Annotated in this window: 9 protein-coding genes and 1 riboswitch; of the genes, 5 read left to right on the forward strand and 4 right to left on the reverse strand. The window is 65.4% G+C overall.

All coding sequences use genetic code 11. The features are described from left to right. Positions 1-76: 76 nt before the first annotated feature. A riboswitch (cobalamin riboswitch) is annotated at positions 77-297 on the reverse strand. Between the two features lie 40 nt (positions 298-337). Continuing rightward, entirely contained in the window at positions 338-973 is a 636-nt protein-coding gene (cobO, locus tag M2427_RS29180) for a cob(I)yrinic acid a,c-diamide adenosyltransferase (RefSeq protein ID WP_280710332.1), read from the forward strand. 5 nt (positions 974-978) lie between these two features. Beyond that, a complete protein-coding gene (locus M2427_RS29185) occupies positions 979-2,427 on the forward strand; it encodes a cobyric acid synthase (protein ID WP_280710333.1) in 1,449 nt (482 codons plus the stop codon). On the opposite strand, the gene cobD is transcribed toward M2427_RS29185, so the two are convergent. Both cobD and cbiB read right to left on the reverse strand, forming a co-directional pair. Continuing rightward, positions 2,416-3,381, reverse strand: coding sequence for a threonine-phosphate decarboxylase CobD (gene cobD, locus M2427_RS29190; RefSeq protein ID WP_280710334.1), 966 nt, complete (start codon positions 3,379-3,381; stop codon positions 2,416-2,418). The genes M2427_RS29185 and cobD overlap by 12 nt on opposite strands. An 11-nt stretch (positions 3,382-3,392) precedes the next feature. Continuing rightward, positions 3,393-4,334 carry an adenosylcobinamide-phosphate synthase CbiB gene (gene cbiB / locus M2427_RS29195; protein ID WP_280710335.1) on the reverse strand — a complete coding sequence of 314 codons (942 nt, stop codon included), beginning with the start codon at positions 4,332-4,334 and terminating at the stop codon, positions 3,393-3,395. Positions 4,335-4,455: 121 nt separating this feature from the next. On the opposite strand from cbiB, the gene cobU reads away from it, so the two are divergent. The 3 genes from cobU to bluB are packed head-to-tail and all read left to right on the forward strand — an operon-like array spanning position 4,456 to position 6,377. Then, on the forward strand, positions 4,456-4,959 hold the full coding sequence (gene cobU, locus M2427_RS29200) for a bifunctional adenosylcobinamide kinase/adenosylcobinamide-phosphate guanylyltransferase (RefSeq protein ID WP_280710336.1): 504 nt from the start codon (positions 4,456-4,458) through the stop codon (positions 4,957-4,959). Then, complete coding sequence (cobS, locus tag M2427_RS29205) at positions 4,956-5,741, forward strand: adenosylcobinamide-GDP ribazoletransferase (protein WP_280710337.1); 786 nt, start codon at positions 4,956-4,958, stop codon at positions 5,739-5,741. Before cobU ends, cobS begins: the two co-directional genes overlap by 4 nt. Positions 5,742-5,744: 3 nt before the next feature. Continuing rightward, complete coding sequence (gene bluB, locus M2427_RS29210) at positions 5,745-6,377, forward strand: 5,6-dimethylbenzimidazole synthase (RefSeq protein WP_280710338.1); 633 nt, start codon at positions 5,745-5,747, stop codon at positions 6,375-6,377. Between the two features lie 74 nt (positions 6,378-6,451). Here bluB and M2427_RS29215 read toward each other — a convergent pair whose 3' ends face one another. Both M2427_RS29215 and M2427_RS29220 read right to left on the reverse strand, forming a co-directional pair. Then, positions 6,452-8,146, reverse strand: coding sequence for a ShlB/FhaC/HecB family hemolysin secretion/activation protein (locus M2427_RS29215; protein ID WP_280710339.1), 1,695 nt, complete (start codon positions 8,144-8,146; stop codon positions 6,452-6,454). A 6-nt stretch (positions 8,147-8,152) separates the two neighbouring features. Then, positions 8,153-25,072, reverse strand: a complete 16,920-nt coding sequence (locus tag M2427_RS29220) for a leukotoxin LktA family filamentous adhesin (protein ID WP_280710340.1) — start codon at positions 25,070-25,072, stop codon at positions 8,153-8,155. Positions 25,073-25,119 lie beyond the last annotated feature (47 nt).

Raw genomic sequence — 25,119 nt, forward strand, 5'->3', positions numbered from 1 at the left:
AGCGGGAGGCGAAGAGGCGCACGGGCCGGTCAGAAACAGGCCCGCTTCCCCGTCGCGGAACACCCCGTCCGCCGGTCCAAAAATCGTCCGCGCTGGCAGGTCTCCCGGCTTGCGGAGCAGGGTTTCCCCTTCGATCCCCGCCTTCCCGATCCCCCAGGGGAACCAGTGGCTTTGGGCATCTCTCCGGTCACGGTCGCGGGGGCGGCTGCATTTTGGAGCCAAATCTCGCCGATTCGGACCCTATCGCATTCCCTCTTCGCCTGTCATAGGACAGGAACCAACGCCGGGCCACCATTTGCCCCCGGCCGCCTCTTGTCAAGCCGAAGGACCGGATACGATGACGCCTGAACCGGATACCCAAACGGCCGACGCAGCCGACGCCAAACACGCTGCAAAAATGGCGAAGATCAAGGTCGCCCGCGACAAGATCATGGCGACCAAGAGCGGCGAAAAAGGCCTCATCATCGTCCACACGGGGGCCGGCAAGGGCAAGTCGTCTTCCGCCTTCGGCATGATCGTGCGCTGCGTCGCCCACGGCTTCCCCTGCGCGGTCGTGCAGTTCATCAAGGGAGCCTGGGACACCGGCGAGCGGCGCCTGCTCACCGGCCATTTCGGCGAGCTCTGCCAGTTCCACGCCATGGGTGAAGGCTTCACCTGGGAGACACAGGATCGCGCCCGCGACATCGCGGCGGCGCGCGCCGGCTGGGAGAAGGCGAAGGAGCTGATTCTCGATGAGGGCTTGCGCATGGTCGTGCTCGACGAGATCAACATCGCGCTGCGCTACGACTATCTCGACATCGCCGAAATCGTCGAGTTCCTGAAGACCTCGAAGCCGCCGATGACGCATGTCGTGCTCACCGGCCGCAACGCGAAAGACGAGCTGATCGAGATCGCCGATCTCGTCACCGAGATGACGCTGGTGAAGCACCCGTTCCGCTCCGGCATCAAGGCGCAGCCCGGCGTCGAGTTCTGACTGCGATGGCACGCGCGCTGATGATCCAGGGGGCCGGCTCGGACGTGGGCAAGTCGCTCATTGTCGCAGGCCTCGCGCGCGCCTTCACGCGCCGCGGCCAGCGCGTGCTGCCCTTCAAGCCGCAAAACATGTCGAACAACGCTGCCGTGACCGTCGACGGGGGCGAGATCGGGCGCGCCCAGGCGCTGCAGGCGCTCGCCGCCGGCGTCGAGCCGCACACCGACATGAACCCGGTGCTGCTCAAGCCGGAGACCGACGTCGGTGCCCAGGTGATCGTGCATGGCAAGCGCATCGCGACCGCTCGCGCGCGCGAATATGCGGCGATGAAGCCTTCCTTGATGGGCGCGGTGCTGGAGAGCTTTGAGCGGCTGAAGGCGCGCGCGGATCTGGTGCTGGTCGAAGGCGCCGGCAGCCCGGCCGAAGTGAATTTGCGCAAGGCCGACATCGCCAATATGGGTTTTGCCCGCAAGGCCGATGTGCCGGTGGTGCTGGTCGGCGACATCGACCGCGGCGGCGTCATCGCCCAGCTCGTCGGCATCAAGACGGTGATCGACCCCGACGATGCCGCGATGATCCAGGGTTTTGTCATCAACAAGTTCCGCGGCGATCCCACGCTGTTCGACGACGGCTACAGGCTGATTGCGCAAAAGACCGCATGGCGCGGCTTCGGCGTGCTGCCCTGGTTCGCGCGCGCCGGCGAGCTGCCGGCCGAGGACGCGCTCGGCCTCAGCGATGCGCGCAAGCCCGGCCGGACCAAGATTGCGTGCCTCGCGCTGTCGCGGATCGCCAATTTCGACGATCTCGATCCGCTGAAACTCGAGGCGAGCATCGATCTCGTGATGGTGCGCCCGGGCGAAGCGATTCCGGGCGACGTCAGGTTAGTCATTATTCCCGGCTCGAAGTCCACGCGCGGCGATCTCGCTTTCCTGCGCGCGCAGGGCTGGGACATCGACCTCTTCGCGCATTATCGTCGCGGTGGCCATGTGCTCGGCCTCTGCGGTGGCTATCAGATGCTGGGGCGCAGCGTCTCCGATCCCGACGGCATCGAAGGTCCCGCCGGCGACATGCAGGGCCTCGGCCTTCTGGATGTGGAAACCGTGATGAGCCCGCAGAAGACGCTGACGCGTGTTGCGGCCGTGCACACCGCGACGGATCAGCCGATTGAGGCTTACGAAATCCATATCGGCCAAACCGATGGAGCGGACCGCGCACGGCCATTCGCCAGGCTGAAGGGCGAGCCGGAAGGCGCGATCTCCGGTGATGGCCGTGTGCAGGGCAGCTACCTGCACGGCCTGTTCACGTCGGATGATTTCCGCAAGGCGTATCTGGCAAGGCTCGACATTCCCGCCGGCAACGAGCCCTATCACGCCCGGGTCGAAGGCGCGCTCGATGCCCTCGCCGATCACATCGAACAGCATCTCGACGTTGAAGGCCTGCTTGCGCTAGCGCGCTAGGACCTCGGCAAGACGCGTCCATTCAGCCTCGGCGCCCGGAAGCCCAAGGCGAAGCCATGTCGGACTTTGCGCGAAGGCGCGCGACCAGATTTGGGCGCGCGCGAGCTTCTCCTGCGCGGCAAGCGCATCGGGCGTCTCGTAGAGACGAAACAGCGGCGCGCCGCCGACGAGCCGCCAGCCTTGCGCTTGCGCCATCTCGTCGAGACGAACACAGTCCCGCGCAAGCCGCGCGGACGTCGCCTTCGCCCAGGCCTCATCGCGCAAGGCGCGGCAGCCGATCGCGATTGCTGCGCCCGAGACCGGCCATGGACCTGATGCTGCCGCGAGCTTCGTTACGTCATCCGCATGGCCGATCGCGAAGCCTAGCCGCAGGCCGGCAAGACCATAAAACTTCCCGAAGGAACGCAGGATCAGCAGACCCGACTGTCCCGCTTCGGAGGTGAGCGAGAGGTCGGAAGCAGCATCCGCAAAACTCTCGTCAATGACGAGATGGCCGACACGCGGCAACAGCGCCAGCAGATCCTTCGGCGAAAAACGGCGTCCGTCTGGATTGTTGGGATTGACGACGATGGAGAGATCCGCACCCGCCAGCGCGTCGAGCTCCCTCATCTCCTCGACCTGCCATCCCGCGGCCGAGAGAACGGGCGCATATTCGTTGTAAGTTGGCGTGAGGATGCGGGCCCGCCCGGGCGGCGCAAGTTGCGGCAACAGTTGAATAGCGGCCTGCGCGCCGCCCATCGCGACGATCGGCGCATTGGTGCGATAGGCGTGCCTGGCGGCCTGGTGCAGCGCTTCGATCTCGGAGCGCGACGGCAAGGCCTGCCAATGATGCGCTGATATCTCGCCCACGGGATAGGGCAGCCGGTTGATCCCGGTCGAGAGATCGATCCAGTCCTCGGCGCGTCCGCAAAAACGCTGCTGGGCCAGATCGAGATTTCCACCGTGCTCGCGCATGCCCCGTTCTTTCATGCGAAGGCCAGGATCGCAAGCACGCCGGCGAGCAGCAGCATGGCGCGGCGATAGATCGTCAGGCCCCCGACGATGTCGGCGGGATGCGGATCGCGCGCGCCCTCGTTGAGCCAGGGCTCGTCGGTGGTTTTGCCGTGATAGATGCGGGGACCGCTGAGCCGCACGCCGAGCGCGCCGGCCATGGCCGCCTCCGGCCAGCCTGCATTGGGCGAGCGATGACGGCGCGCATCGCGCGTCATGCACGACAGCGCTTCGGATCGCCGCGGCGCGAGCAGCACGAACAGGAAACCGGTCAGGCGCGCCGGGATGAAATTGGCGACGTCGTCGATGCGGGCAGCCGCCCAGCCAAACGCCTCGTGCCGTTCGCTGCGATGGCCGATCATGGAATCCAGCGTGTTGATCGCCTTGTAGCCGAGGATGCCGGGCAAGCCGAACACTGCGCCCCAGAACACCGGCGCCACAATACCGTCGGACGTATTTTCGGCGAGGCTCTCGATCGCGGCGCGCGCGATGCCGGCCTCATCGAGCGCAGCGGGATCGCGGCCGACGATGCGCGAGACCGCTCCGCGCGCGGCCGCAATGTCACCGCCCAGCAGGGGATTGGCGACGGCGGCAACATGGTCGTGCAACGAACGCAGCGCGACCAGCGGCCAGGCAAAAATGCCGACTAGCGCGATCCGGATCCAGCCTGAGGGAAACATGGATTGCAGCAACCAGCCGCAAACGACGGACAGCACGATCACCACAAGCGCGCCTGCAGTCCCCGTCGCGCGCCGAAAGGCCGGCGGGTCGGACGCCCGATTCCAGCCGGCGTCGATCGCAGCGATCAGCCGGCCGAGCCAGGTCACGGGATGGCCGATCCGGGCAAACAGCTGTGATGGCCAGCCCGTGAGGGCATCCACCGCCATCGCCACCACCATCGCACCCGCAAAACCCACGCCCGCCTCCTGTCCCGCCCCTGTTGCGCAAAGCGGCGGGCGAGCGCAAGCCCCTGCCCGCCTGATTTCGGCTTTGTCTTTGGCCGCGTTTGGTGATTAGTCAGGCTCCCAGGAGACTTTGATGGCGGTCATCTTGATCACGGGCGGAGCGCGATCGGGCAAGAGCAAGCGTGCGGAATCGCGCACGCGCGCCTTTCCCGGGCAGCCCGTCTATGTCGCGACGGCCGAGGCGCTCGATGCGGAGATGGAGGCGCGCATCGGAAAACATCGCGCGCGCCGCGGAACCGACTGGATCGAACGCGAGGTGCCGCTCGATCTCGTGCCCGCACTGGTCGCAACCGATGGCGGCGGCGCGCGGCTCGTCGACTGCCTGACCCTGTGGCTCTCTAACCTGATGCATGCGGAACGCGACTGGGAGCACGAGGTGAACGCGCTTGCCGCCACCCTGATCAACCTCAAGAACCCGGTCGTGCTCGTCACCAACGAGGTCGGGCTCGGCATCGTGCCCGACAACGCGCTGGCGCGCAGCTTTCGCGACGCCGCGGGGATCATGAACCAGACCGTCGCAGCCATTGCCGACGAGGTCGAGTTCGTCGTCGCCGGCCTGCCGATGAAATTGAAATGATGCCGCGCACCGACATTCTCAACGACGTCGTCGACGATCTCAGGATCGCCTCGTCCTTCGTCACGATCGTGCCGGTGGCCTCGTCGAAGCCTGCCGCCGACGGCACCATCGCGCGCGCGACCTGGGCGTTGCCGGTCGCGGGATTGCTGGTCGGCCTTGCCGGCGCGGCATCCTATGCGCTCGCGAGCAAACTCGGGCTGACGGCCGGCATCGCCGCCCTGCTCGCGCTCGCCACCACGACGGCCATCACCGGCGCGCTGCACGAGGACGGGCTTGCCGATACCGCCGATGGTCTCGGCGGCGGCCGAACGCGCGAGCGCAAGCTCGAGATCATGCGCGACAGCCGGATCGGCAGCTACGGTACTTGCGCGCTGATCCTGTCGTTCGGCCTGCGCTGGAGCGCGCTCGCGGCGATCGCCAGCCCGTGGGCCGTGATGCTGGCGCTCTGCGCGGCCCATGCCGCCGCCCGCGCGGGCCTGCCCGCATTCATGTCGCTCGTTCCCCCGGCACGGCGTGACGGACTTTCCGCAGGCGCCGGATCACCGCCTGGCCGGAGTGTCGCCATCGCCTTCGCTGCCGGAACGCTCGTCCTTGCGCTCACACTCGGGCCGGCCAAGGCGCTGATCGGCCTGGTGCTGCTCTCGCTCGCCGGGTTGATTTTGGCGCGGCTCGCCATCCGTCAGATCGGCGGACAGACCGGCGACATCCTCGGCGCTTTCGAGCAGGCCGGCGAAATCCTGATCCTGCTGGTCGCGGCCGCGTTCCTGCACGGGGGAGGATGACTGATGGTCGAGTTCGACGACGCCTTCCGCCGGCAATTGCGCGAGCTGTTCGTGTGGCGGCGCGACGTGCGCCGTTTTCGCACCGACGCGCTGCCCGCCGGCGCCGTGGAGCGGCTGATCGAGACGGCTTGCCTGTCCCCCTCGGTCGGCCTGAGCCAGCCGTGGCGCTTCGTCATCGTCGACGACGCTGCGCGGCGCCGCGCCGTGATCGACGACTTCAAGGCATGCAACGCCGATGCGCTGAACTGCTATTCCGGCGAGCGCGCCGGACGCTATGCAGCGCTGAAGCTCTCCGGGCTCGAACAGGCGCCAGCGCATCTTGCAATCTTCGCCGACAAGGCCGGCGACATCGGCCACGGCCTCGGCCGCGCGACCATGCCGGAGACAACAGAGTATTCCGTGGTTGCGGCGATCACCGCGATGTGGCTCGCCGCGCGCGCCGACGGCATCGGGCTCGGCTGGGTCTCGATCCTCAATCCGCAGCGGGTCCACGACGTGCTCGACGTGCCCGCCTCCTGGAAATTCATCGCCTATCTCTGCATCGGCTATCCCGAGGCCGAGTGCGACCAGCCCGAGCTCGAGCGGGCGAAGTGGGAGCACCGGCGGAGCCCCGACGAATTCACGCTGCGGCGGTAGTAAGGTCGCACGCACCATCCTTCGTCATTGCGAGTTGGGACCGGCGGAGCCGACGCGCACTGAACGAAACTGTCCTACGACTTGCTCTTGTCGGCAACGGCTGCCACCGGCACCGCGCTCTGCTGTTTCTCGAACATCAGCAGCGGGCGGACGATGACGCGGCCATAGGCCTCGTAATGGTGCTGGGTCGCCACCGCATTCTTCAGCGGCGTCGCATAGTTCGCCTCGAACGTCATGAACTGCGCGTAGGTCCAGGAGAAGCCGACGCCGACCGAGGCCATTTCAGTGACGCCGGGGAATGTGGAATACACCGCGCCCCAGTCGGTAAAGATGTACGTGTCGAATCCCCGAAGCCATTGCGACCAGTTGTAGTGCAGCTCGGCGTTGAAATAATAGCCGCTGTCGCCGGACGCCGCGTTGGTCGGATAGCCGCGCACGGTGGTGGGGCCGCCGATCGTGAAGATCTGGTCGCCCGGCAGCAGCTTCTCCTGGGTGTACTGCCAGCTCGCCAGCACGTTCGTGCTGAAATTGGCGGGACCCGCAGCGCTGGTCGCAATCAGCGTGCCGGTATAAGTGTTGAACGTGCGGTTGTTGCCGAGCACGTGGTCCTGCCATTCGATGTAGTTCACGGCCGGCGAGACCGTGATCGAATAGGTATTGCCGGAATTGGTCACGGAGACGCCGGCCGTGGCCTTGTCGTAATGGTCGTCGGTCACTGCGACGGTCGCGAACCGGCTCACCGTCTTGCCCTCGGTCTCGGCGGCGTTCAGCAGGATCAGCCAGTTCTGCGTCACCCAGAGCGGCTGGCTGAAATTGACCGCGGCCTGGCTCGACCGCCCGGTGACGTCGAGCGCGACGAAGGGACCGTTGATGATCTTGATCTTGCCCTCCGTATAGCTGACGCCGGCGCGTCCGCCCCAGGGGTTGACCGGAACGCTGTAGGCGACGTTGCCGTTGAGGTTGCCGTCCGAGCGGACGCCGTAGAATGTCAGGCGGTCGTCGACGCCGAACAGACCGTGGCGTTTATAGAAGGTGCCGCCTTCCCAGCGGCCGGTGTTTTCGGCGCCCTGGTTGTCGACGAACAGCTGCCAGGTGTCGACCGGCGGCTCGATCACCGCGAACTGGAGATCGGTCAGGCCGAAGTTCGAGCCGGGCTGGAGCAGCGCCTTGATCTGCACGTCGTTGGTCCGGTTGAACCAGATCACGTCGCGATTGAGCTTGGGAACGTCGAGAACCTCGCCTTCCGGCTCCTTCACGCGCTGCAGGATGTAGTCAGTGCGGGTCTGCTTGTTGCCCTCGATGGTCGTCTTCTCGAGCCGGCCTTCGGTCAGCTTGATCTTGACCGTGCCGTCCTTGGGATCCTGATCCGGCAGGGTCGCGATCCCGGTCACGATGCCGCGCTCGGTGTAGATGGCATTGATGTCGGCGACGATCTGCAACAGCGTCGCGATGTCGACGTTCTTGCCGATATATTTCTTCGCGATCTCGTCGAGCTCGGCCGGCGTGATGAATTTGGATGGCTCGAATTCGAGCTTGCGCAGGCGGAATTTCGGGCCGCCCGGCTTCAGCAGCGGGGACTTCTCCCTGGGGCCGCCGACCACCGCCGGGCCGTTCAGCTTTGGCGGCTCGCTCTGTTGCTCAAACTGGCGGCGTTGCCGGTCAACGTCGTTCTGGATCGCGCCGGGATTGATGGAGGGCACCTGCGCGCGCGCAGCAACGATGCTCGACGCTGCAAGCCCGACCCCCAATGCTGCCCCCAGAACTCGCATCGTTCCTTACCACGCCTCCGCAAGACGGCTCATCGCCGGCTTCGCCATGACACCAACAGCTGCATCCTTCCAGCCCGGGCGCCCGATGCGCTGGCCGTGGCGACGCAGCTTGCGCATGTCGCTGAGCCCCTCGATGTTGACAGCGGGACCGGTCCCGATGGTCTCGACCGGGCGCGGCGACAGCAATGCGTCGAGCCGTGCATGGCCGGAGAGGCCGAGCTGGTAGAACGTTCCCCCGCTCTTCTGCGCCAGCCAGGTGTCGATGCTCTCATAGCCCTCGCCGTCGACCGCGACGTTGCGCATCATGCTGGCGCCCGTGTAGTCGTTGCAGCAGGTGTGGGTCGCTCCGTAATTGGTCACGGTCGCCGACATGTCGCCGGTGTAGAACACCACATAGGCATTGCTGACGTTGGCGTTGCCGGTCTGGCTCATCGTGAAGACGCCGCCCGGCTGGTAGAGCTGCAGCGACGGCCAGTTCGTCGGCGCCGGCGAACGGTTGTTCAGCAGCACCTGCTCGGTCGCCGTGGTGAGAATGAGCTGGCCCGGCACATAGCCGTTCAGGATCGAGACGGCCTGCGCGTCGGTCAGGAAGCTCGCATCCACCACGTTGAACTGGTTGACGATGATGGCGAGCGGATCGATCGACACATTCGCAGACGTCGCCGTCCCGCCATTGTAGCCGGTGACATTCATGATCAGCGGAATCGGCGGGTTCGAACGGATCTGCTCACCCTTGACGTTGATGGTGTCGGCGGCGAGGTCGAGCTCCTTGACGACGCTGACGAAGCCGATCGTCAGATCGCCTCGTGAGGACAGCTTGATCGTGCTGCCCCTGAGACGATCCAGCGAGATCGAGCCGGCCGTATCGAAATGGGTATCGCCGTTGGCGGAGATCGATCCACCACGGAGCGAGCCGGCGGTCGACGTGAGGTTGATATCTCCGGCATCGCCCGGGATGCCGGTGGTCGTCAGCTGGGTGAAGACGATGTCGGAAACGGCGTGCAGGTTTTGCGTTCCGCCGCTGACGGCGGTTCCGAGCGTGATGCCGCCAGTGGTCGCGGTGATGCCGAGCGTGCCGCCGACATTGAGGTTGTCCCAATTGACCACGGTGCCCCGCAGCAGCGCGTTACCCCGCGCCGTGAGATTGTGACCGGTGTTCGTCAGCGCCGCGATCAGCGTTGCGGAGCCGTTGGCCGAGAGCGAGCCCAGCGTCGTTGCGCCGCCTGACGTCACCGTCTGCGCCAGGATGAAGCCGTGATCAGCATTGACGCTGATGCTGCCGGCATCGCCGGTGATGCCAGTCGCCGTGAGTGCGTTGAACGTCACGTTGTCATGGGCGTGGATGGTCTGCGTGCCGCCGCTCTGCGCGGTCTTGAAGCTGATGCTGCCCTGGCTTGCGGTTGCGCCCAGCGTTGTCGCGACGTTGAGCGTGTTCCAGTTGATCGGGCCGCCTGAAATCAGCAGGCCCGAGCCGTTCGTGGCGGCGAGCGTGTTGCCGGTGATGGTCGTTGCCGCCACCAGCGACGCCGAGCCGTTGGCCGAGACCGCGCCCAGCGTGGTTGCGCCGCCTGACGTCACCGTCTGCGCCAGAATGAAGCCGTTGTCGGCGGTGACGCTGATGCTGCCGGCATCGCCGGTGATGCCAGTGGCCGTGAGCGCGTTGAACGTGACGTTGTCATGGGCGTGGATGGTCTCTGTGCCGCCGCTCTGCGCGGTCTTGAAGGTGATGCTGCCCTGGCTTGCCGTCGCATCCAGTGTCGTCGCGACGTTGAGCGTGTTCCAGTTGATCGGGCCGCCTGACGTGAGCAGGCCCGAGCCGGTCGTGGCCGCAAGCGTATTGCCTGATATGGTCGTGCCGGCAATCAGCGCCGCCAGGCCGTTGGCCGAGAGCGAGCCGAGCGTCGTTACGCCACCCGAGATCACCGTCTGCGCCAGAATGAAGCCGTTGTCGGCGGTGACGTTGACGTTGCCGACGTCGCCCGCGACGCCGGTCGTGGCCAGCGCCTTGAACGTGACGTTCCGGTTGGCGTGGATCGTCTGCGAACCGCTGCTGGTTGCGGTCCCGATCACGATGCTGCCGTTGGCGGTGACGGCGCTGAAGCTGCCGCGCGCGCCCGTCGCCGTGCCCGCGGCCACCTGATCGAGCGTCAGGCCGCCGGTGCCCAGGATATCGACGCTGCCCTTCACGGCGGACAGCAGCGTCGCCTCGGTGTCGATGAGAGTCTTCACGTAGATGCCGCCAGCGGACGTGCTTGCCGACAGCAGCGCGGCGCTGAGGGTGAGCCGATCCGTCGCGCTGCCGATGCCGTTCGATGCGCTCAGCGACACTTCGGCGCCAGCGCCGGACGCGACGAACTCGGTCTGGCCATCCCCATTGTCGATGATCGCCCCGAGCGAGGCGACGCCGCCGGCGGTCACGATAACAGACGGAGCATTCGCAGCCGCCGCATAGGACAGCGACGAATTCAGCTGGCCGATGGTCGCATTGCCTGTGGTCGTCACCGAGATCACACCGGCCGCATCGATGGCCGAATAGGCGCCCATCGAGAGCGTCGCGGCGGCCAGCGTCACGCCGCTCTGCGAGCTGGCGACAGCCAGCGGCGTCGTGCTGGTGCCGGCGGCGATCATCACCGCGCGGTTGGCGAGCAACTGCATCAGGCCGACGCTGCTGACGTCGGCATTGATGGTGAGCGCTCCGATCGGCACGTTCAGCGTCAGCGCTCCGCCTGACGACAGCGTGCCGTAGGTGCCGGTGGCGCCGACCGTGAGATCGCCCGTCACCGCCAGCAGGCTGAGGTCACCGACAGCCGAGCCGGTGACGGCGCCGGAGATCTGCACCTGCAGCGGCTGGAAGGTCGAGCCGTTGAAGCTGACGGCGCCGCCGGCGCGCAGATCGAGGTCCGAGCCCACGATATGCTTGGCGGTGCGATCGGTGAACCCGGCTTCGGCATAGATGCTGCCGGTCGCAGCCAGCTGGATCGCACCGCTGGCGGAGATGTTGCCGAGCACGAGGTCACCGGTGGTCTGTTTTACGTAGATGCCCTGGCCGGACGAGACCTGGTCGAGATGGTCGGTGGTCGGGCTCGAGAACGCGATCTGGATCGCATTCGCGTTGCCGTTGGGATCGCCTCCGGTCGTGCCGGCACTTCCGACGTTGCCGTGCTCGGCGATGACAGTCAGATTCGGAATATCGCCGGAGATCACCGCCACGCCGGTCACACCCGCAGAAATGTTGCCGACGGCGTCGAGCTTGACGTCACCCCTGACCACACTGATGCCGTTGGCTTGCGCGGCCGCGATCGGGCCGTAGGTGGCAGCCGCGATGCCGCCGAGCACGAGGTTGTTCTTGCTGCCGAGATAGATCTCCGCCGCCGCCTTGGCCGAGACCGCGGTCGGATTGTCGAGAATGACGAGGCTCTGCTGCGACAGCGTCACATTGTAGGTCACGACGCCGCTCGTCGGGTCGGTCGAGGACGAGACGACGAGTTGCCCGGGGCCGGCCGATGCGAGCAGGCCCTTCTGGGCAGCCGTGAGCGACGACGCGTTGACACTGGTGAAGTTGAACGTCTGCGGCGCCGCAAGCTGGCCGACCGAACCGTTCGGCGTGTACAGCATGACCTGGCTGGCCCTGATGTTGGGCACGACGGTGTCGTCGATCGGCGGCGGCGGCGCGCCGACGGCCGACGAAGAGACCGTGTAGGCCAGCTGGCTCTGTGTCCACTGCGAGCCCGCAGTGATCATGCCGTAGAGCCTCTCGGTCGAGGCGAGCGTGTAGGAATAGTTCGCATTGTAGCTGTTCAACGCCGTTTGCAGCGCCGCGTTGGTGGGCATGCGCTGGTTAACGGCGGTCACGCCCTGGAAGAGGTTCGTGAACAGGTTCGCCGCGAGCGTTCCGCCGAACAATGTCGTGAGCGAATCCGTGAGCTGGCCTGCGCTCTTCACGCCGAGCAGGAACTGGTCCCTCTCGAGACGCTGCGTCGCCTCGGTTTGCATATCCGTCGCCGTGACGCGCGTGGGATCGATGCCGAGCTTGGCGGCAACCTGCGCCCGCAGCACGGTCAGACCGACCGAGCTGGGATTATAGGTGCACGCGGTGGCGCAGTTGGTGAAGGCGATGTTCTTGAGCTGGAAGTAATCGTTATAGGCCGCGGTCACCATCGACTGATAGCTGTTAACCGCTGCCGTGGCTGCGTTGCCGCTGAGCAGGTCGAGGCTGGCCCAGACGTCCGCCAGATGCGCGCTCTGCGCCGAAGTGAGCCCGCCGGACGTCAGGCCGTTCAGGATGCTGGCATGGTTGCCGTCGGAGGCCGCGGCCTCGAGGAACACAGGCCCGCCGCTCGAGGCGACCGTGCCGAGCCGCAGGTCGCCCTTCGACTGCACGATATAGGTGCCGGTGACTGACGAACTGTTGAGAATGCCGCCATCCACGCTGCCGTCGGCCAGCGTCGTGCCCGTTGCCTGGATCACCAGCGGATTGGCCGTCAGCGTGGCAACGCCGCTGCCGTTTACGCTCAGCGTCGCGCCGATGGCGCCGCCAGTTGAATCGATCTCGATGTTCTTGCCGATCACCACCGGGGTGGTGACGTCGTAGGTCGAGGCCGAGTTGATATCGCCGGTCGCCGCCAGATAGACGCTGCCTTGCGGCGCGTTGCCGTTGACAGCCGAATTCACCGCCACCCGATTGATCGAGAGCGAGCCGACGGCCGAGATCGCGATGTCGTGGTCGACAGTGCTCGCGGTCAGGGTGCCGCCATAGACCTGCACCTGCACGGGCGCCCCGCCCGCACCGATCGTGCCGATACCGCCAGGCGCAGTGAGCGTCACGCTGGTGCCTGAGATCAACGGATTGTTGGCATTCGCGCCCACGGTGATCGCCGAATTGGCGCCGGTCGCCGCGACCGTCGTGGTGCCCTGCAGATTGTTGATCGGACCGTTGATCACGATGCTCGAGTTTGAGTTGACCGCAACCGTCGAGGTGCCGCCGCCATTGAACTGGATACCGATCGGGTTGGACGCCTTGACCGTATTGGTCAGGGTCAGCGTGATGTGGTCCCAGATCTCCTGGTACCAGTCGAAGTGGCCGTCCGCGCCGCAGCACTTGCCGGCGCCCGTGTTGTAGCCGCCGCCGTGATACGAGCCGCCGGCGGTGATGACTTCCTGGTAATTGGAGCTCTGCAACGCGCCCGTCGGGGCGCCGTTGGCGACCTGCTGGACGTTCTGCACCAGGCTGGTGGTGCGGACCCAGGGACCGGTGACGTTGTTGCCGGACGTATATTGCCAGCCGTAGTCGAACTGCGTGGCGCTGGTCGAACGCGCAAGCGTCGCCGTGTCGACCCACTGATAGTACATATTGCTTTGCGGCTGATATTGCAGACCCGCCGTGCTGCCCACGCCCGTCAGCATGTTCGAGGTGTACTGGCTCGCAGTGACGTTGTTGGCCACATAGGTCGAAACCTGCTGACCGCCCGGCGCGCTTGGATTGTAGACGTACCACTTCGTCTGCTGCTTGAGCTGGTCGACGATCTCGATGACGCTGTTGGCGCTGACGCCGGTATTGATGGTGTTGGTGACGAGCTGGACGCCGGTGGTGTTGTTCACCGTGATGGTGCCGGCGCCGCCATTGATGATGATGTTGCCCTGCGGGACTACGTTGCCCTGCGAGTCGGCCTGGGTCGAGGTCGAGATGATCTTGCCGTTGAGATAGACATAGCCGCCGGTACCCTGCACCACGCTGTTCAGCAGGATCTGGTCATTGGCGGCATCGTATTTGGCCGTGACCTGCACGTCGCCGCTGTTCGCCTTCGTCAGATACGGCGTCAGGTCGACATAGTTCCCGTGAAGGGCGGCAGTCTTGTCCGCGGCCAGGGTCGCGGCGTCGCCCTTGATCGTGTTGATGGCATTCAGGGCGCTGTTGCCGATGTTGACCGAATAGTTGCTGCTCGAGCCGCTCTGGATCGTGCCGTTGATGTTGAGCACCGACGCCGACAGGATGATCGCCTTGCCGACGATGAAGGGCGCGTTCGCGGGCGGATTGGTGGCTGAGCCAGCGGTCACGGGCGTGATCGCAGCCGGCTGGATATTGATGACCTGGAAGTAGGCCGCGCATCCCGAGCAGTTGAACGGGGTCTGGTAGTCGCCGCTATTGGTGTAGACGCCCCTGTTGTCGTAGGTCGTCTTCTCCCACGGCGCGGTGACGATCGACTGAATCGTCGGCCCCTCGATCGTCGCGAGCGTGCTGGTGCTGCCCACGCTGCCGCCGCCATTGTTCGGCGTACCGTTGCCCGTCGGCAGGAAGATCGCCGAATAGAGCGAGCGTCCGTCGTAGTACAGCTCCAGCATACGCGCAGTGAAGATCGTGCTGTTGCTCGCAGTCCCCTGGACGCCGCTGCTGCCGGACGCGCAGCAATAATAGAAATACGGATGGTCGCCGCCGGAGGCGATGTGCACGCCGGTGTCGTAGGCGCCATAGGCACCGATATAGGTCGCCGCCGTCATCACCGCGGTCAGCGTATCGTGGTCACCCGGCTTGAATTCCGTGCCGGCCCATTGGTCGGCCACGTCGTGGTTGGAATTGTAGATGCTGCCGGCGCCGCCGTTGAAGGTGAACGAGCCGTTGGGCACCACCATCTGGATGGTCGCAGCATCGAATGTCTTCGACGCGACCACGTTGCCGAGATTGTTGGTGATCTTGAGCAGCCCCTGCTCGTTGGTGACGACGCCGTCGAAATAGATGTCCGGCGTCTGCGTCAGCGTCTGGCCGTTGTAGGACGGCAGGCCGCTGATCGGGTCGCGGGTGTTGTAGCTCGCGGAAATGTCGATGATCGGCGTCGCGCTGCTGTGCGAGGTGAAGGTCACGTTGGACGAGGAGTCCGGATCGACGTGGTCGACCTGCCGGTAGAGGATATTGCCGCCGCTCACATTCGTGATCGAGAGCTTCGAGAGGTCGAGGAAATTGAGCCCCTGATTGTCGATCTTGATCATCGGCGAGCTCTGGGCAATCACCTGCGGCGCCGCCTGGTTCGCGCCCCCCGCCCCGGTCAGCTTCTGCGCCAGGATCGAGACGTTGCCGGCAGACACCATGATGTCGTTGAACGCGAAGGAGTTGCCCGCGACATTGGTCGCGAACGGCGCCTGCTGGATCAGCGCATTGATCTGACGCTGGATATCGCCGGTCGGATCGCTGCCGGCATAGGTGATCGCAGGGTGCGTCGCGGCGAGCGCGGTCTGGACCTGGGTCGTCGTCAGCCCGCTCAGGGATGCGAGCTGGGAGACGATCTGCTGGTAGGGATTGAAGCCGCCGACGATCGTGTACTGGATGGTCTGGTGGTTCCAGCTCATGGTCGGGTTGAAATGATTGACGTCGGCGACCTGCTCCAGCGTCATCGCGTTATAGGGGCTCGACGTCGTCAGCGTCGGGGTCGATGAGCCCAGGGCAATGGTGATGATCTGGTCATTGTAGATGCCGGCCACGACGAGGCCGTTGAGCGCAACCGTGCCGGTGCCGCCGTTGTTGGTATTGCTGTGGTTATCGCTGTTCTTGGCGCCGAAGATCGACAGATAGGGATTGTAGTTGCTGCCGAGGCCCGTCGCCGCGACCTGGCCCGGGCTTGCGCCGAGGTTGACGTCCTCAACGCCGAGAACGCGTGAACCGATGCCGAGTGTCAGGGCAGCGTCGTCGTCGGCATTGGCGGTGCCGCGATAGAGCACCGAGATCGGAATCGCGGTGTTGTTGTAGACCACTGTCGTCGCGGTCGCCTGGATGCTGCTGTAGACGCTGCCGTCACCGGCGAGCCCGGCCGAGATGTTGATGTCGCCCCAGGCCTGGAGCGTCGAGCCTGAACCGACATTGACGGCCTGGGTGGCATGGACCCAGGCATTGGTGCTGGCGCCTACGCCGGCGATCGCGCCATAGAGGCTGGCATTGGCGTTGTTGCTCGCCGACATCCGGGACGCGGAGCCGATGTCGATGGTGCCGGCGCTGAACAGCTCCCGCGCATTGATGTTGACGGTCAATGTCGCGTTCGCCGTCATGTCGGATTCGGCGCCGCCGCCGGCGAACAAGCCGGCCGCGGCGAGGGTCACGGTATCGGTGGTGCTGAGTGTGTTGTAGGCCTCGATGTTGATCACGCCGGTGGTCGCGTGCGGATCGGCATTGAGGCTCAGGATCGTCCCGGCATCGATATTAGTGGTCACGGTCTGGGTGACGGTCGAGGTGCTGAGCGCGGCGGCGCCGGCGAACATGCCGCCCGAGCCCGAACGCGCGCCGCCGCCGGCCTGGTTGACGATGTCGTTGGAGATGAGATCCATGTCGCCGCCGGCCGAGTTGATGATCAGGTGCGTGCCGATCTCGGCGGTCGTATTGGTGGTCACGGTGTTTTGCGCCTTACCTCCCGAGACGCCGGCGGTGGAGGCCTGGTAGGCGTCGCCGCTGGCGGCATAGTTCGTGGTGTGTTTGGCGCGGATGTTGAGGCCGCCGAAATACAGCGTGTCGTCGGTCCCGTTGCCGTCGATCCGCGCATTGGTCGTTGCCGTCGAACTGGTGGTCGCCACGGACGCGACGCCGGCATAGGTACCGCCCGCGCCGGCAATGGCGTTGGCGACGTTGGTATCGGTGCCTGTTGCCGTGATCTGGAGAATGCCGATGTTGGAGGCCGAAGTGATCGCGCCCGCCCCGAGATAAGCATAGGTGTGTGCGCTCGACGACACCTGCGCAACGGTCGCGCCCAGCGCCAGGAAGCCGCTCGAAAGACCCGTCCCCTCCGCGTATTGGCTGCTGTCGTTCTCGGCCGAGATCACGACATCCTTGTTGGGAAGCGTGATGCCGGTGCCGCCATAGGCCGAGACCGTTGCGTTGTCCGAAGCCGTGGCGAGGCTGCCCTGCGCGCCGATCAGCGAGCCGCCGCCGCCGGCGAGCGCCTTGGCGTAGGCGGTGGTGCCGTCGGCCGGCACGCTCGCCATCGCGGTGATGGCGAGCGGACCGCCGGAGAAGACGGCGTTGTCGCCGACGTCGGCCGTCACCGTCGTCGTGACTCTCGACTGCGCGAAGGCGAGACCAACGGCGCCGCCGCCGACCGCGACGCCGAGCGCCTGGCTCGAAACGTCCGGGGTGGACATCGCCAGCACGATGGTTCCGAGGCCGGAGGCCGACGTGGTGATGTTCGCGCCCGCGCCGATCGCGGCCGTCACGCTGGTCCCGTCCGTCGCACTGGCGTCAGCGCCATCACCCGCGGCGATGCCGCCGGCCACGGCATCCGCCTCGGCCGACAGGGAGCCGGCTTCGTTGGCGCCAACCCTCAAGACCGACGTGTTGACCGTGGCGCCTGGCGCGACATTCGATGCGACCGTGCTCGACCGGGTCGCGGTGGCAATCGAGACGCCGACTGCCGCCATGCCGATGCTGGCGCCGGCCGCGAGCAGGTGCTCGCTCGACGTATCCTGGGCCGACACGGACACGCCGCTTCCGCCGGTCCCCGTCACCGAGCCGGCGAGATTTGCGGTCACGCTATTGCTGACCTTGCCGATCGCGACAGCGGCATTGCCACCGAAATAGAGCGCACCGGCTCCCGCACCGGACTCCGTATCGATGGTTCTGCCGGAATAGAGGCCGGAGGTGGCATCCTGAACGCCCGCGACGACCGTGACGGTCGGAGCATTGACGGTCGCATTCAGATTGGCGAGCACGCTGCTGTCGACGACGGTGTAACCGACGGCGGCGCCAATGCCGACATTCTTTGCAAAACCCGCGCCGAGCAGTCGCTGCTGGGTCGCCACCGCACTGGTCGCCGAGATGTTGACTGAAGTAGCGGTGATGTTGCCGCCCGCGATCTGCGCGGTGATGCCGTCCGCACCGCCCGACAGCACGGTGCTGACATCGTAAGTCGAACTGACATTGGCGCTGCCCGGATTGCCGGTGGTGCCGCTCGCGACCGGACAATTGCCCTGCGTACAGTTGGAATTGGGGGCGGAATTGGTGCTGTTGTTGACCGCCGTGATGGTGCCGTTGTTGTGACCGCTGCTGTCGCGCTGGTCGAGCTGCCCGATTTCCTGCTGCTGCGTATCGGAATCGGCCGTGTTGGAGCCGATGATGATGACGCCGACCGTCGCACCGATACCGACGCTGCCGCCGATGCCCGCGGTGACCGCATAGGACTGAACTTCCTTGGTGCTAAGTGCACTGACATTGATAGCGCCGGAAGAGTTCAGGTCGCTGTTGATGCTTTCTGCAGTGGTCTGGCTCTTGAAAACGATGACGTTGGCTGCGGCACCGAAACCGACGCCGCCGCCGCTGGCGGCGATCGAGATCGCGCCGGCGATCTCCTTGATCGCCACATCCTCGTTCGCGTTGATCGTGACCGCACCCATCGTGCCGATCGAGGGCGACTGCGCAACGATATCGTAGACACCGGCGATGGTGGTGTTGTTGGCGATCTCGATATTCGCCATGCCGGCGATCGCGGCCGTCCCGGTCGAAAGCGAGCCGCCGACCGAATAGGCCTGGAAACGATCGGTCGTATTGGCCTCGACGTCGAGCGCGCCGCTCAGCGAGAGCGCGGTCGAATGCTGCGAACTGCCGCCATGATATGCGAACTCGTCGCCGACATAGGCCTCGGTCCGGTTTGCCGAGACCTGGACCAGGAAGGCCGCCGCGGCCGCAGCCTGGCTGCCATAGGCGGCCGATCCGCCTGCGGAGTAGATTCCGGTGGTGTCCAAAGCCTTCACGGTGAGCGACGACGCCGTCATCCCGCCGCCGTCGACATAGGCCTCGGTGGTCGCGGTAAAGACGTTCAAGGCAACTGAGCCGGTGTTGAAGCCGACGCCGATCGAGGACGCATCCTGCCCGGCATTGGACTTCACGGTGACGGCGCCGACGGTCGGCGTCGTCGTCGACGAGACGCCGCCGACCGTCGAATTGGTGATGGTGGCCATCGTGGTGCGCGACATCGTCGTGCTGATGATGGTCGCGCCGCCACCGCCGGTGCCGGTCGGCGGCACGATGCCGGCGCCGAACGCGCCGGAATAGGAGAAGCTCGAGGCAGCGACATCGATCTGCGGCAGCAGACCCGCACTGGTCAGGTGCGTATCGATGCTCGCACCGCTGATATAAGCGTTGGTCGATCCGCTCAGCACCGATGTGATCGGGTTGACCATGACGGAGATGCCGGTGCCGGCCGCGACCGTCATCACGTTGGTCACGACGGCCTGGTGCGAGCTTGCGACCACGGCAAGGCCCTTCACCGTATCCTGGGTCTCGCTCAGATCGGGTGTATTGTCGGTCGGCGCCTGGAAGCCGCTGAGATTGTTCGTATGCGCCAGCGTGCCGCTATTGACCGACAGCGTGTCGGTGGAGCTGGTTCCAAACGCGTCGACGGTGGTGTTCGGTCCGCTGATATAGGCCGAGGTGCTGCCGGTGATCCGGTTGGTCACCATCGAGCCGGCGCCACCGGCGGGGCCCTTGGAGACCGAGAGCGCGCCGGCGGACACGACCACGTTGTCGATATTGCCGGCGATCACGGCAACGTTGTTGTTCGCCCTGACGTCCGATCCATCGGTGGTGCCCAGGGCCGCACTGTCGGTGATGCTGGCCGTGACGTTGGTGCCCATCAGATTGGTGGCAACCGAGCCCGCGAGACCGACCTGCGAGGAGATCGCGATACCGACTGCAACCGTCGAGATGCTGGCGTTCGAGCTTGCGTTGACGGCGACAGTGCCCGTGGCCCTCAGCTTGGAGCCGGTCACACCGGCGTTCACATTGTTGGCGATGTTGCTGTAGACGAGCGCGAGACCTGCGGCGCTTCCGCCACTCGGCGCGATCGCTGCGACTGCGGCGGTGCCGGTGATGCTTGAATTGTCACTGGCGGTAACCGAGACATTGAGGGCCGTAATGCTTGAATTATCCGTGGTCGATCTGCTGTCGCCGATCCCGGCCGAAACGGTGTTGGTGATCGAGCTGATCGTCATGCCGCCGACGCCGGCGAACTGGCCGGACGACCCGCCGATGCCGAGGCTGACCGATTGGATCTTCGAGGAGTCGATCGCGCTCACGTTGACGCGGCCGTTGGCGGTAGCGCCTGCGATGTTCACGTTGGCGATGTAGGCCGAATGCGTCGTCGCGATGGTGTCGTAGACCAGCGATGCGCCGATGTCGTTCTTGGCCGCCGTGATGACACCGGCGACCGAAATAATGCTGCCGCCGGGACCATTGCTGGTTCCACCATTCAACACGGCGGCGCCGAAGTCGACGCAGTTTTCGCGGCCGCTCGAGGTGGTGCAGGTGTCGGAGGCGAGCTGATTACTGTTCGACTTCTTGACCAGATTATCGAGAACCGTGTCCAGGTACTGCGTCGACACCGAGCCGCTGTCCGCCAGAACGGTGACGCCGCCAACGCTGATCGTGACCGTCGAACCGCTGTTGATATAGGCCGTCGTGGTTGGGCTGATCTCGTCGACCACGATGGCGCCGGAAAGTGCGTTGCCGCTGGTCGCCAGGCCGCCCGACGCCGCGCCCGCGGCAATCACACCGGCGTTTTCGGCCAGCACCAAGAGGGTGTCGTAATTCGAGATCGAGGTCTGGCGGATATGTGCGTCCGTCGCCTTTCCGCCTGTGGGATCAGCGATCGACGCATAGGCCATTGTGAGGCCAATGCCGACCTTGCCGCCCGACACATAGAGCGCACCGCCGCCAATCGCGATGTCGGCCGTCTGGTATGCATCGACCTCGAGCGCGCGATTGACGCCGGTAGAGGCGCCGGTGATCGTGGAATTCTCGATATAGGCGTTGGCGCTGTCCGTGATGATGCCCACGGAAGCCGACAGCGCCACCGAGTTGGCTTTTGATCCGGACACGCCCAGGGCGACGACGGTCTCTGCGCCGCCGTTCATCGCCTGCACGGTGATCGAACTCTGATTGTTCGAGGTGACGCCGGACATATAGGCGAGCGTCGCGTTGTTGGACATCGCCGATGCAATCGCGGCTCCGACCGCAACGCTGGCACCTCCGTCGCCTCCGGCAAGGTTGGCCGCGGCGGAACCGGAGCCGTTGTTGAGCCTGGTATCGTTGAGCGCCTGGACAACCGTATTTGCCGCGACCGCGCCGGTGGTCGTGTAACGATCAAGCTGCGCGTTCGCGATGTATGCGCTGGTGGCGAGCGAGACGGCGCTCACCGACGAGCTACCGGCAAGATCGATGCTGAAGCCCTCCGGGCTCTCCCCCGAGCTCTGCTGGATTTTGGCCGCACCCGCCGCTATGCCGCCGGCACCTCCCGTAGCAGCATCGCCGACGGCGCTCGCCTTGCCGGCAAAGTTCGACAATGACGGCTCGGAGATCGCCGCCGCGACGGCGGCTACCGTGATCCGGCCGGAGGTCGTGGCGCTGATCGCGAGATTATCAACGTGGAGCGAGCCGCTTCCGCCGCTGGTGCCGGCAAACGGATCGTCGGCACTGAACACACCGGGCCGGATGTCGGAATGGTTGTCGCCGACATAAGCGGCAGTGTCGGCATTTGCGCCCATATAGGCAACCGACACGCCCACCGCGGAACCGCCGCCGGCAGTCACAGCGCCGGAAATCGACACGACCGACAAATCCTGCTGCGCCAGCACGCTGACCGTCGGCGCATAAACGGTGGCCTGATTGGAAATCGAGGCATGCGTCGTGTTGTTGAGGAAGCCGAGCGAGGTGATGCCGTTCAACGCCAGCGCGCCGGAGGCCTTGCCGGACGACGGCGCGACCGCGACGAATTGATCCGAGGTGATCGCATTGACAGCGATGTCGTTCGCCGCGCGCACCGACGCGCGGTCAGAAATGCCGGCGATGGTATTGGTGTTGAACTGGACGAAATTGAGCGAGCCGCCGATGGACGATCCGCCGGAGGTGTTGCCGGGCAGGAAACCGAGCGTACCGACATTGCCGGCGGCATCGATCGATGCGGTGGTCGTGGTCGCCGCGATCTGAAGGCTGGCGTCGTAGGTATGCACGTCACCATTGTCCATCGTCGCCGACCAGCTGCTTCCGCAAGCGGCCGTGCACGTCGTGGTCAGGCTCGCTCCGCCCGCCACCCACGCCGTGGTGTTGTTGTTGACGACGAAATGGTTGACCGAACCGGCGATGCCGATGGTGTCGCCGGCGTCGGCCGTGGCATTCGCGTAGCTGGTCAGGATCGACCCGCCGACCCCGAGATTGCCGTTGAGATGGCCGAGAACCTGGGCCAATCCATCCCATTTCAGCCAGGAGTTTGTAATCGGCATTGACGTATTGGCGTCGACGGCGATGTTCGCCGCATTGATCAGGGTTCCGCCGCCGATATACGCGTTCGAATTGTGGGTAAAGTTACCCCAGGCGACAGAAGCGCTGATCGCCGTTCCCTCGCCGGCCGCCGCATCCGACGTGATCGCGCTGGAGGTCGCGTTGCTGCGCACGCCCTGATCGACCAGGTTGCTGACGACGGCGACGTTGCCGCTCGTGTAGATGCTCGGCGCGCCGCCGCTCGGATTCTGGGCGATTGCGGCAGTCGCATTCTCGGTGCTGTTGGCGAGCGACAGCGCACCGGCGGCCTTGAAGTTGAAATCCACAGGCATCAGCGAGACCATCTGCTGAGCCATCATCCCCGTCAGGCTGGGGCTGGAGACCAGGAACTCCTGGATCGCGCCGATCAGGGCCGGCGTACCGACGATGGTCGAGGCCATGGTCGAGTTGCTCGTGGTGTTCGAGGTCGCCTCGACCAGGACGGAGCCGTTCATCCGCGACGACGCGCTGGTGCCCAGCGACGAGCCGAGCTTCGCCGTTGCGGACGTGGTGACGTTGCTGATGGCGAGCGCACCGCCAACGCCTCCGCTCGCATTCGGTGTGCTCAGCGCGACCGAGGTGGCACTTGTCGCGAACGAGTTGTTGTTGATCGCACGCACCGTCAGCGAGTTGCCGGATGTGTTTACGTTGCCGACGGAAAGGTTCGCGCCGGTCGCGACATTGGCCGTGGTCGAGACCGAACCGGTTGAATAGGCCACCGTCTCGACGAATTGCGCGCTGGAGGTCGCCGCGACCGCTGCGACATTCAGCGTACCGTCATTGATGGCGTGGATGCCGAGATTGCCGCCCGCGCTGATCGTGGCGCCGGAAGCAACATTGGTGCTGACGTTGCCGTCGATCTTGCCGACGACGGCCGAAGCGCCGATCGGCGAGCCACCGAGCAAGGTACTCGAAATGGACGGATCCTGCGCCGTCTCCGAGCCGTGCGAGGCGATGGAGATGTTGCCGGTGCCGTTGATGTTGGCGTTGCCGTTGATGTTGACCGTGGCAGTGGCGCTCGCGGCCACGTAGCCGCCGTTGATGCCGAGCATCGAGGCCGCGAGCGTGGTGCCGACCAGCGTCATGAGACCGGGGACCGAGCTCGTGAAGCTCGATGTCGCCGTCGAAACCGAGGCGATCGTGATGTTGCCGCCGGTGATCCGGCCGTCGACCGTGATTCCCGAGGTCGCAGTGGCTTGTCCCGACAGCTTGCTGTCGCTCGCCGTTGCCGCAAGGGTGACACTGCCGTCAGTATAGCTCGTGCCGGAATTGACCGCTTGAGCCAGAATCTTCGCGCCACTGACGATGTCGATCGTCTTCGCGTCGAGCTCGACATTGTTGGCGTTGCCGGTCGAATGACCGCTGCCGTCGAGACGGCGGGCGTCGATGACGGCGTGCGCGGCGAGCGTAATCGAATTGTCCGCCTGCACAACATAAGTCGCACCCGCGCTCAACGCCGCGATGGCGTTGGCGACGGACGTGTTCGACAGCGTTACGCCGGTGTCGCCCTGCCCCGTATCGCCGATCACCACATCGGTCGGGTCGATGACGAGCGTGCCCGCCTTGCCGTTCGGCGCGCTGAGGTTGATGGAGACCCCGCTACCGATGTCGATGACGCCGTTTCCGCTCAGCTCGACCAGGCCCGCATTGCCCGTTTTCGAGCTGGCGCTGATCACCGCACCGCTCTTCACGGTCAGGTCGTTGCCGGCCTTGACGAGGACCGGGCCGGCATCGCCGGTCTTACTTGCCGTGCTCAGCTTCGCATTCTTGCCGATCTCGGCGTTGTGACCGGCCACGACCGTGATTGCGCTCGGCGTGGTGGTCTTGCTACGCGCCGTCAGCCGGCCGTTGACCGTTGCGTTGTTCACCGCGCCGATATGGATCGAGCCGTTGCTCACGGTGATGGCGCTGGCGCTGCGCAGGCCTTTCGAATTGACGGATGCTGCGAACTTCGCGGCGTGGTCGAGATTGGCGATGTCGCGCTGGCTGGCGCCGCCGACCAGCACGTTCTGCCCGGTCAGGCGCACGCCGTCGATCGCGTTGATGCGGCCGTAGATCCTGACGTTGCCGTCCGGCGAGACCGGGAACGAGCCCGCCATGAGGTTGCCGACCGCCGTGCCGTTGATCGCCCCGTTCGGGCCGATCAGGCTGTCGGTGAATTCGCGCGTCGGGGTCGAGACGTTGAGGCTGCCGACGTTCACAGTGCCGCTGCGGCCGACGACGAAGCCCTTGGGATCGGCGAAGTAGACGTTACCGCCGATCGCCCCGTTCATGTAGGAGTTCAACGTGCCGTTGACGTAGACAGGCGCGTCGCGAACGATGTTGACGAGATTTTGCGTCCCCGTCGGCAGCTGCAGGTTGACGGTGTTGCCCTGCCCGACGCTGAACTGCGAGAACGAGTTGAAGGCGTTGGCGCCCGAGACCGTCGAGGTCGTGACGTTGGTGACGCTGCCGGAGGTCTGCAAGCTCGTTCCGGTGCGGCCGTCCGGAGTGATGACGTTCGCCGTCTGCGCCTGCAGGCGGACGCTGAACACCGGCAGAAAGACCATCTGCATGGCGCAAAGCAGCGACATCGAACGGAAGCGTGCAAGTCCTTGCAGCATCCGTTCGCCATTGTTGTCTCGCGTCGCAAATGGGCCGCGCATTTCAGATCCTCTTCATCGGCGTCAGTGCCGATCCACAACCGGGTGGG

It is taken from the genome of Bradyrhizobium sp. BR13661 (assembly GCF_029892425.1).
In the GTDB taxonomy this organism is placed as follows: Bacteria; Pseudomonadota; Alphaproteobacteria; order Rhizobiales; family Xanthobacteraceae; genus Bradyrhizobium.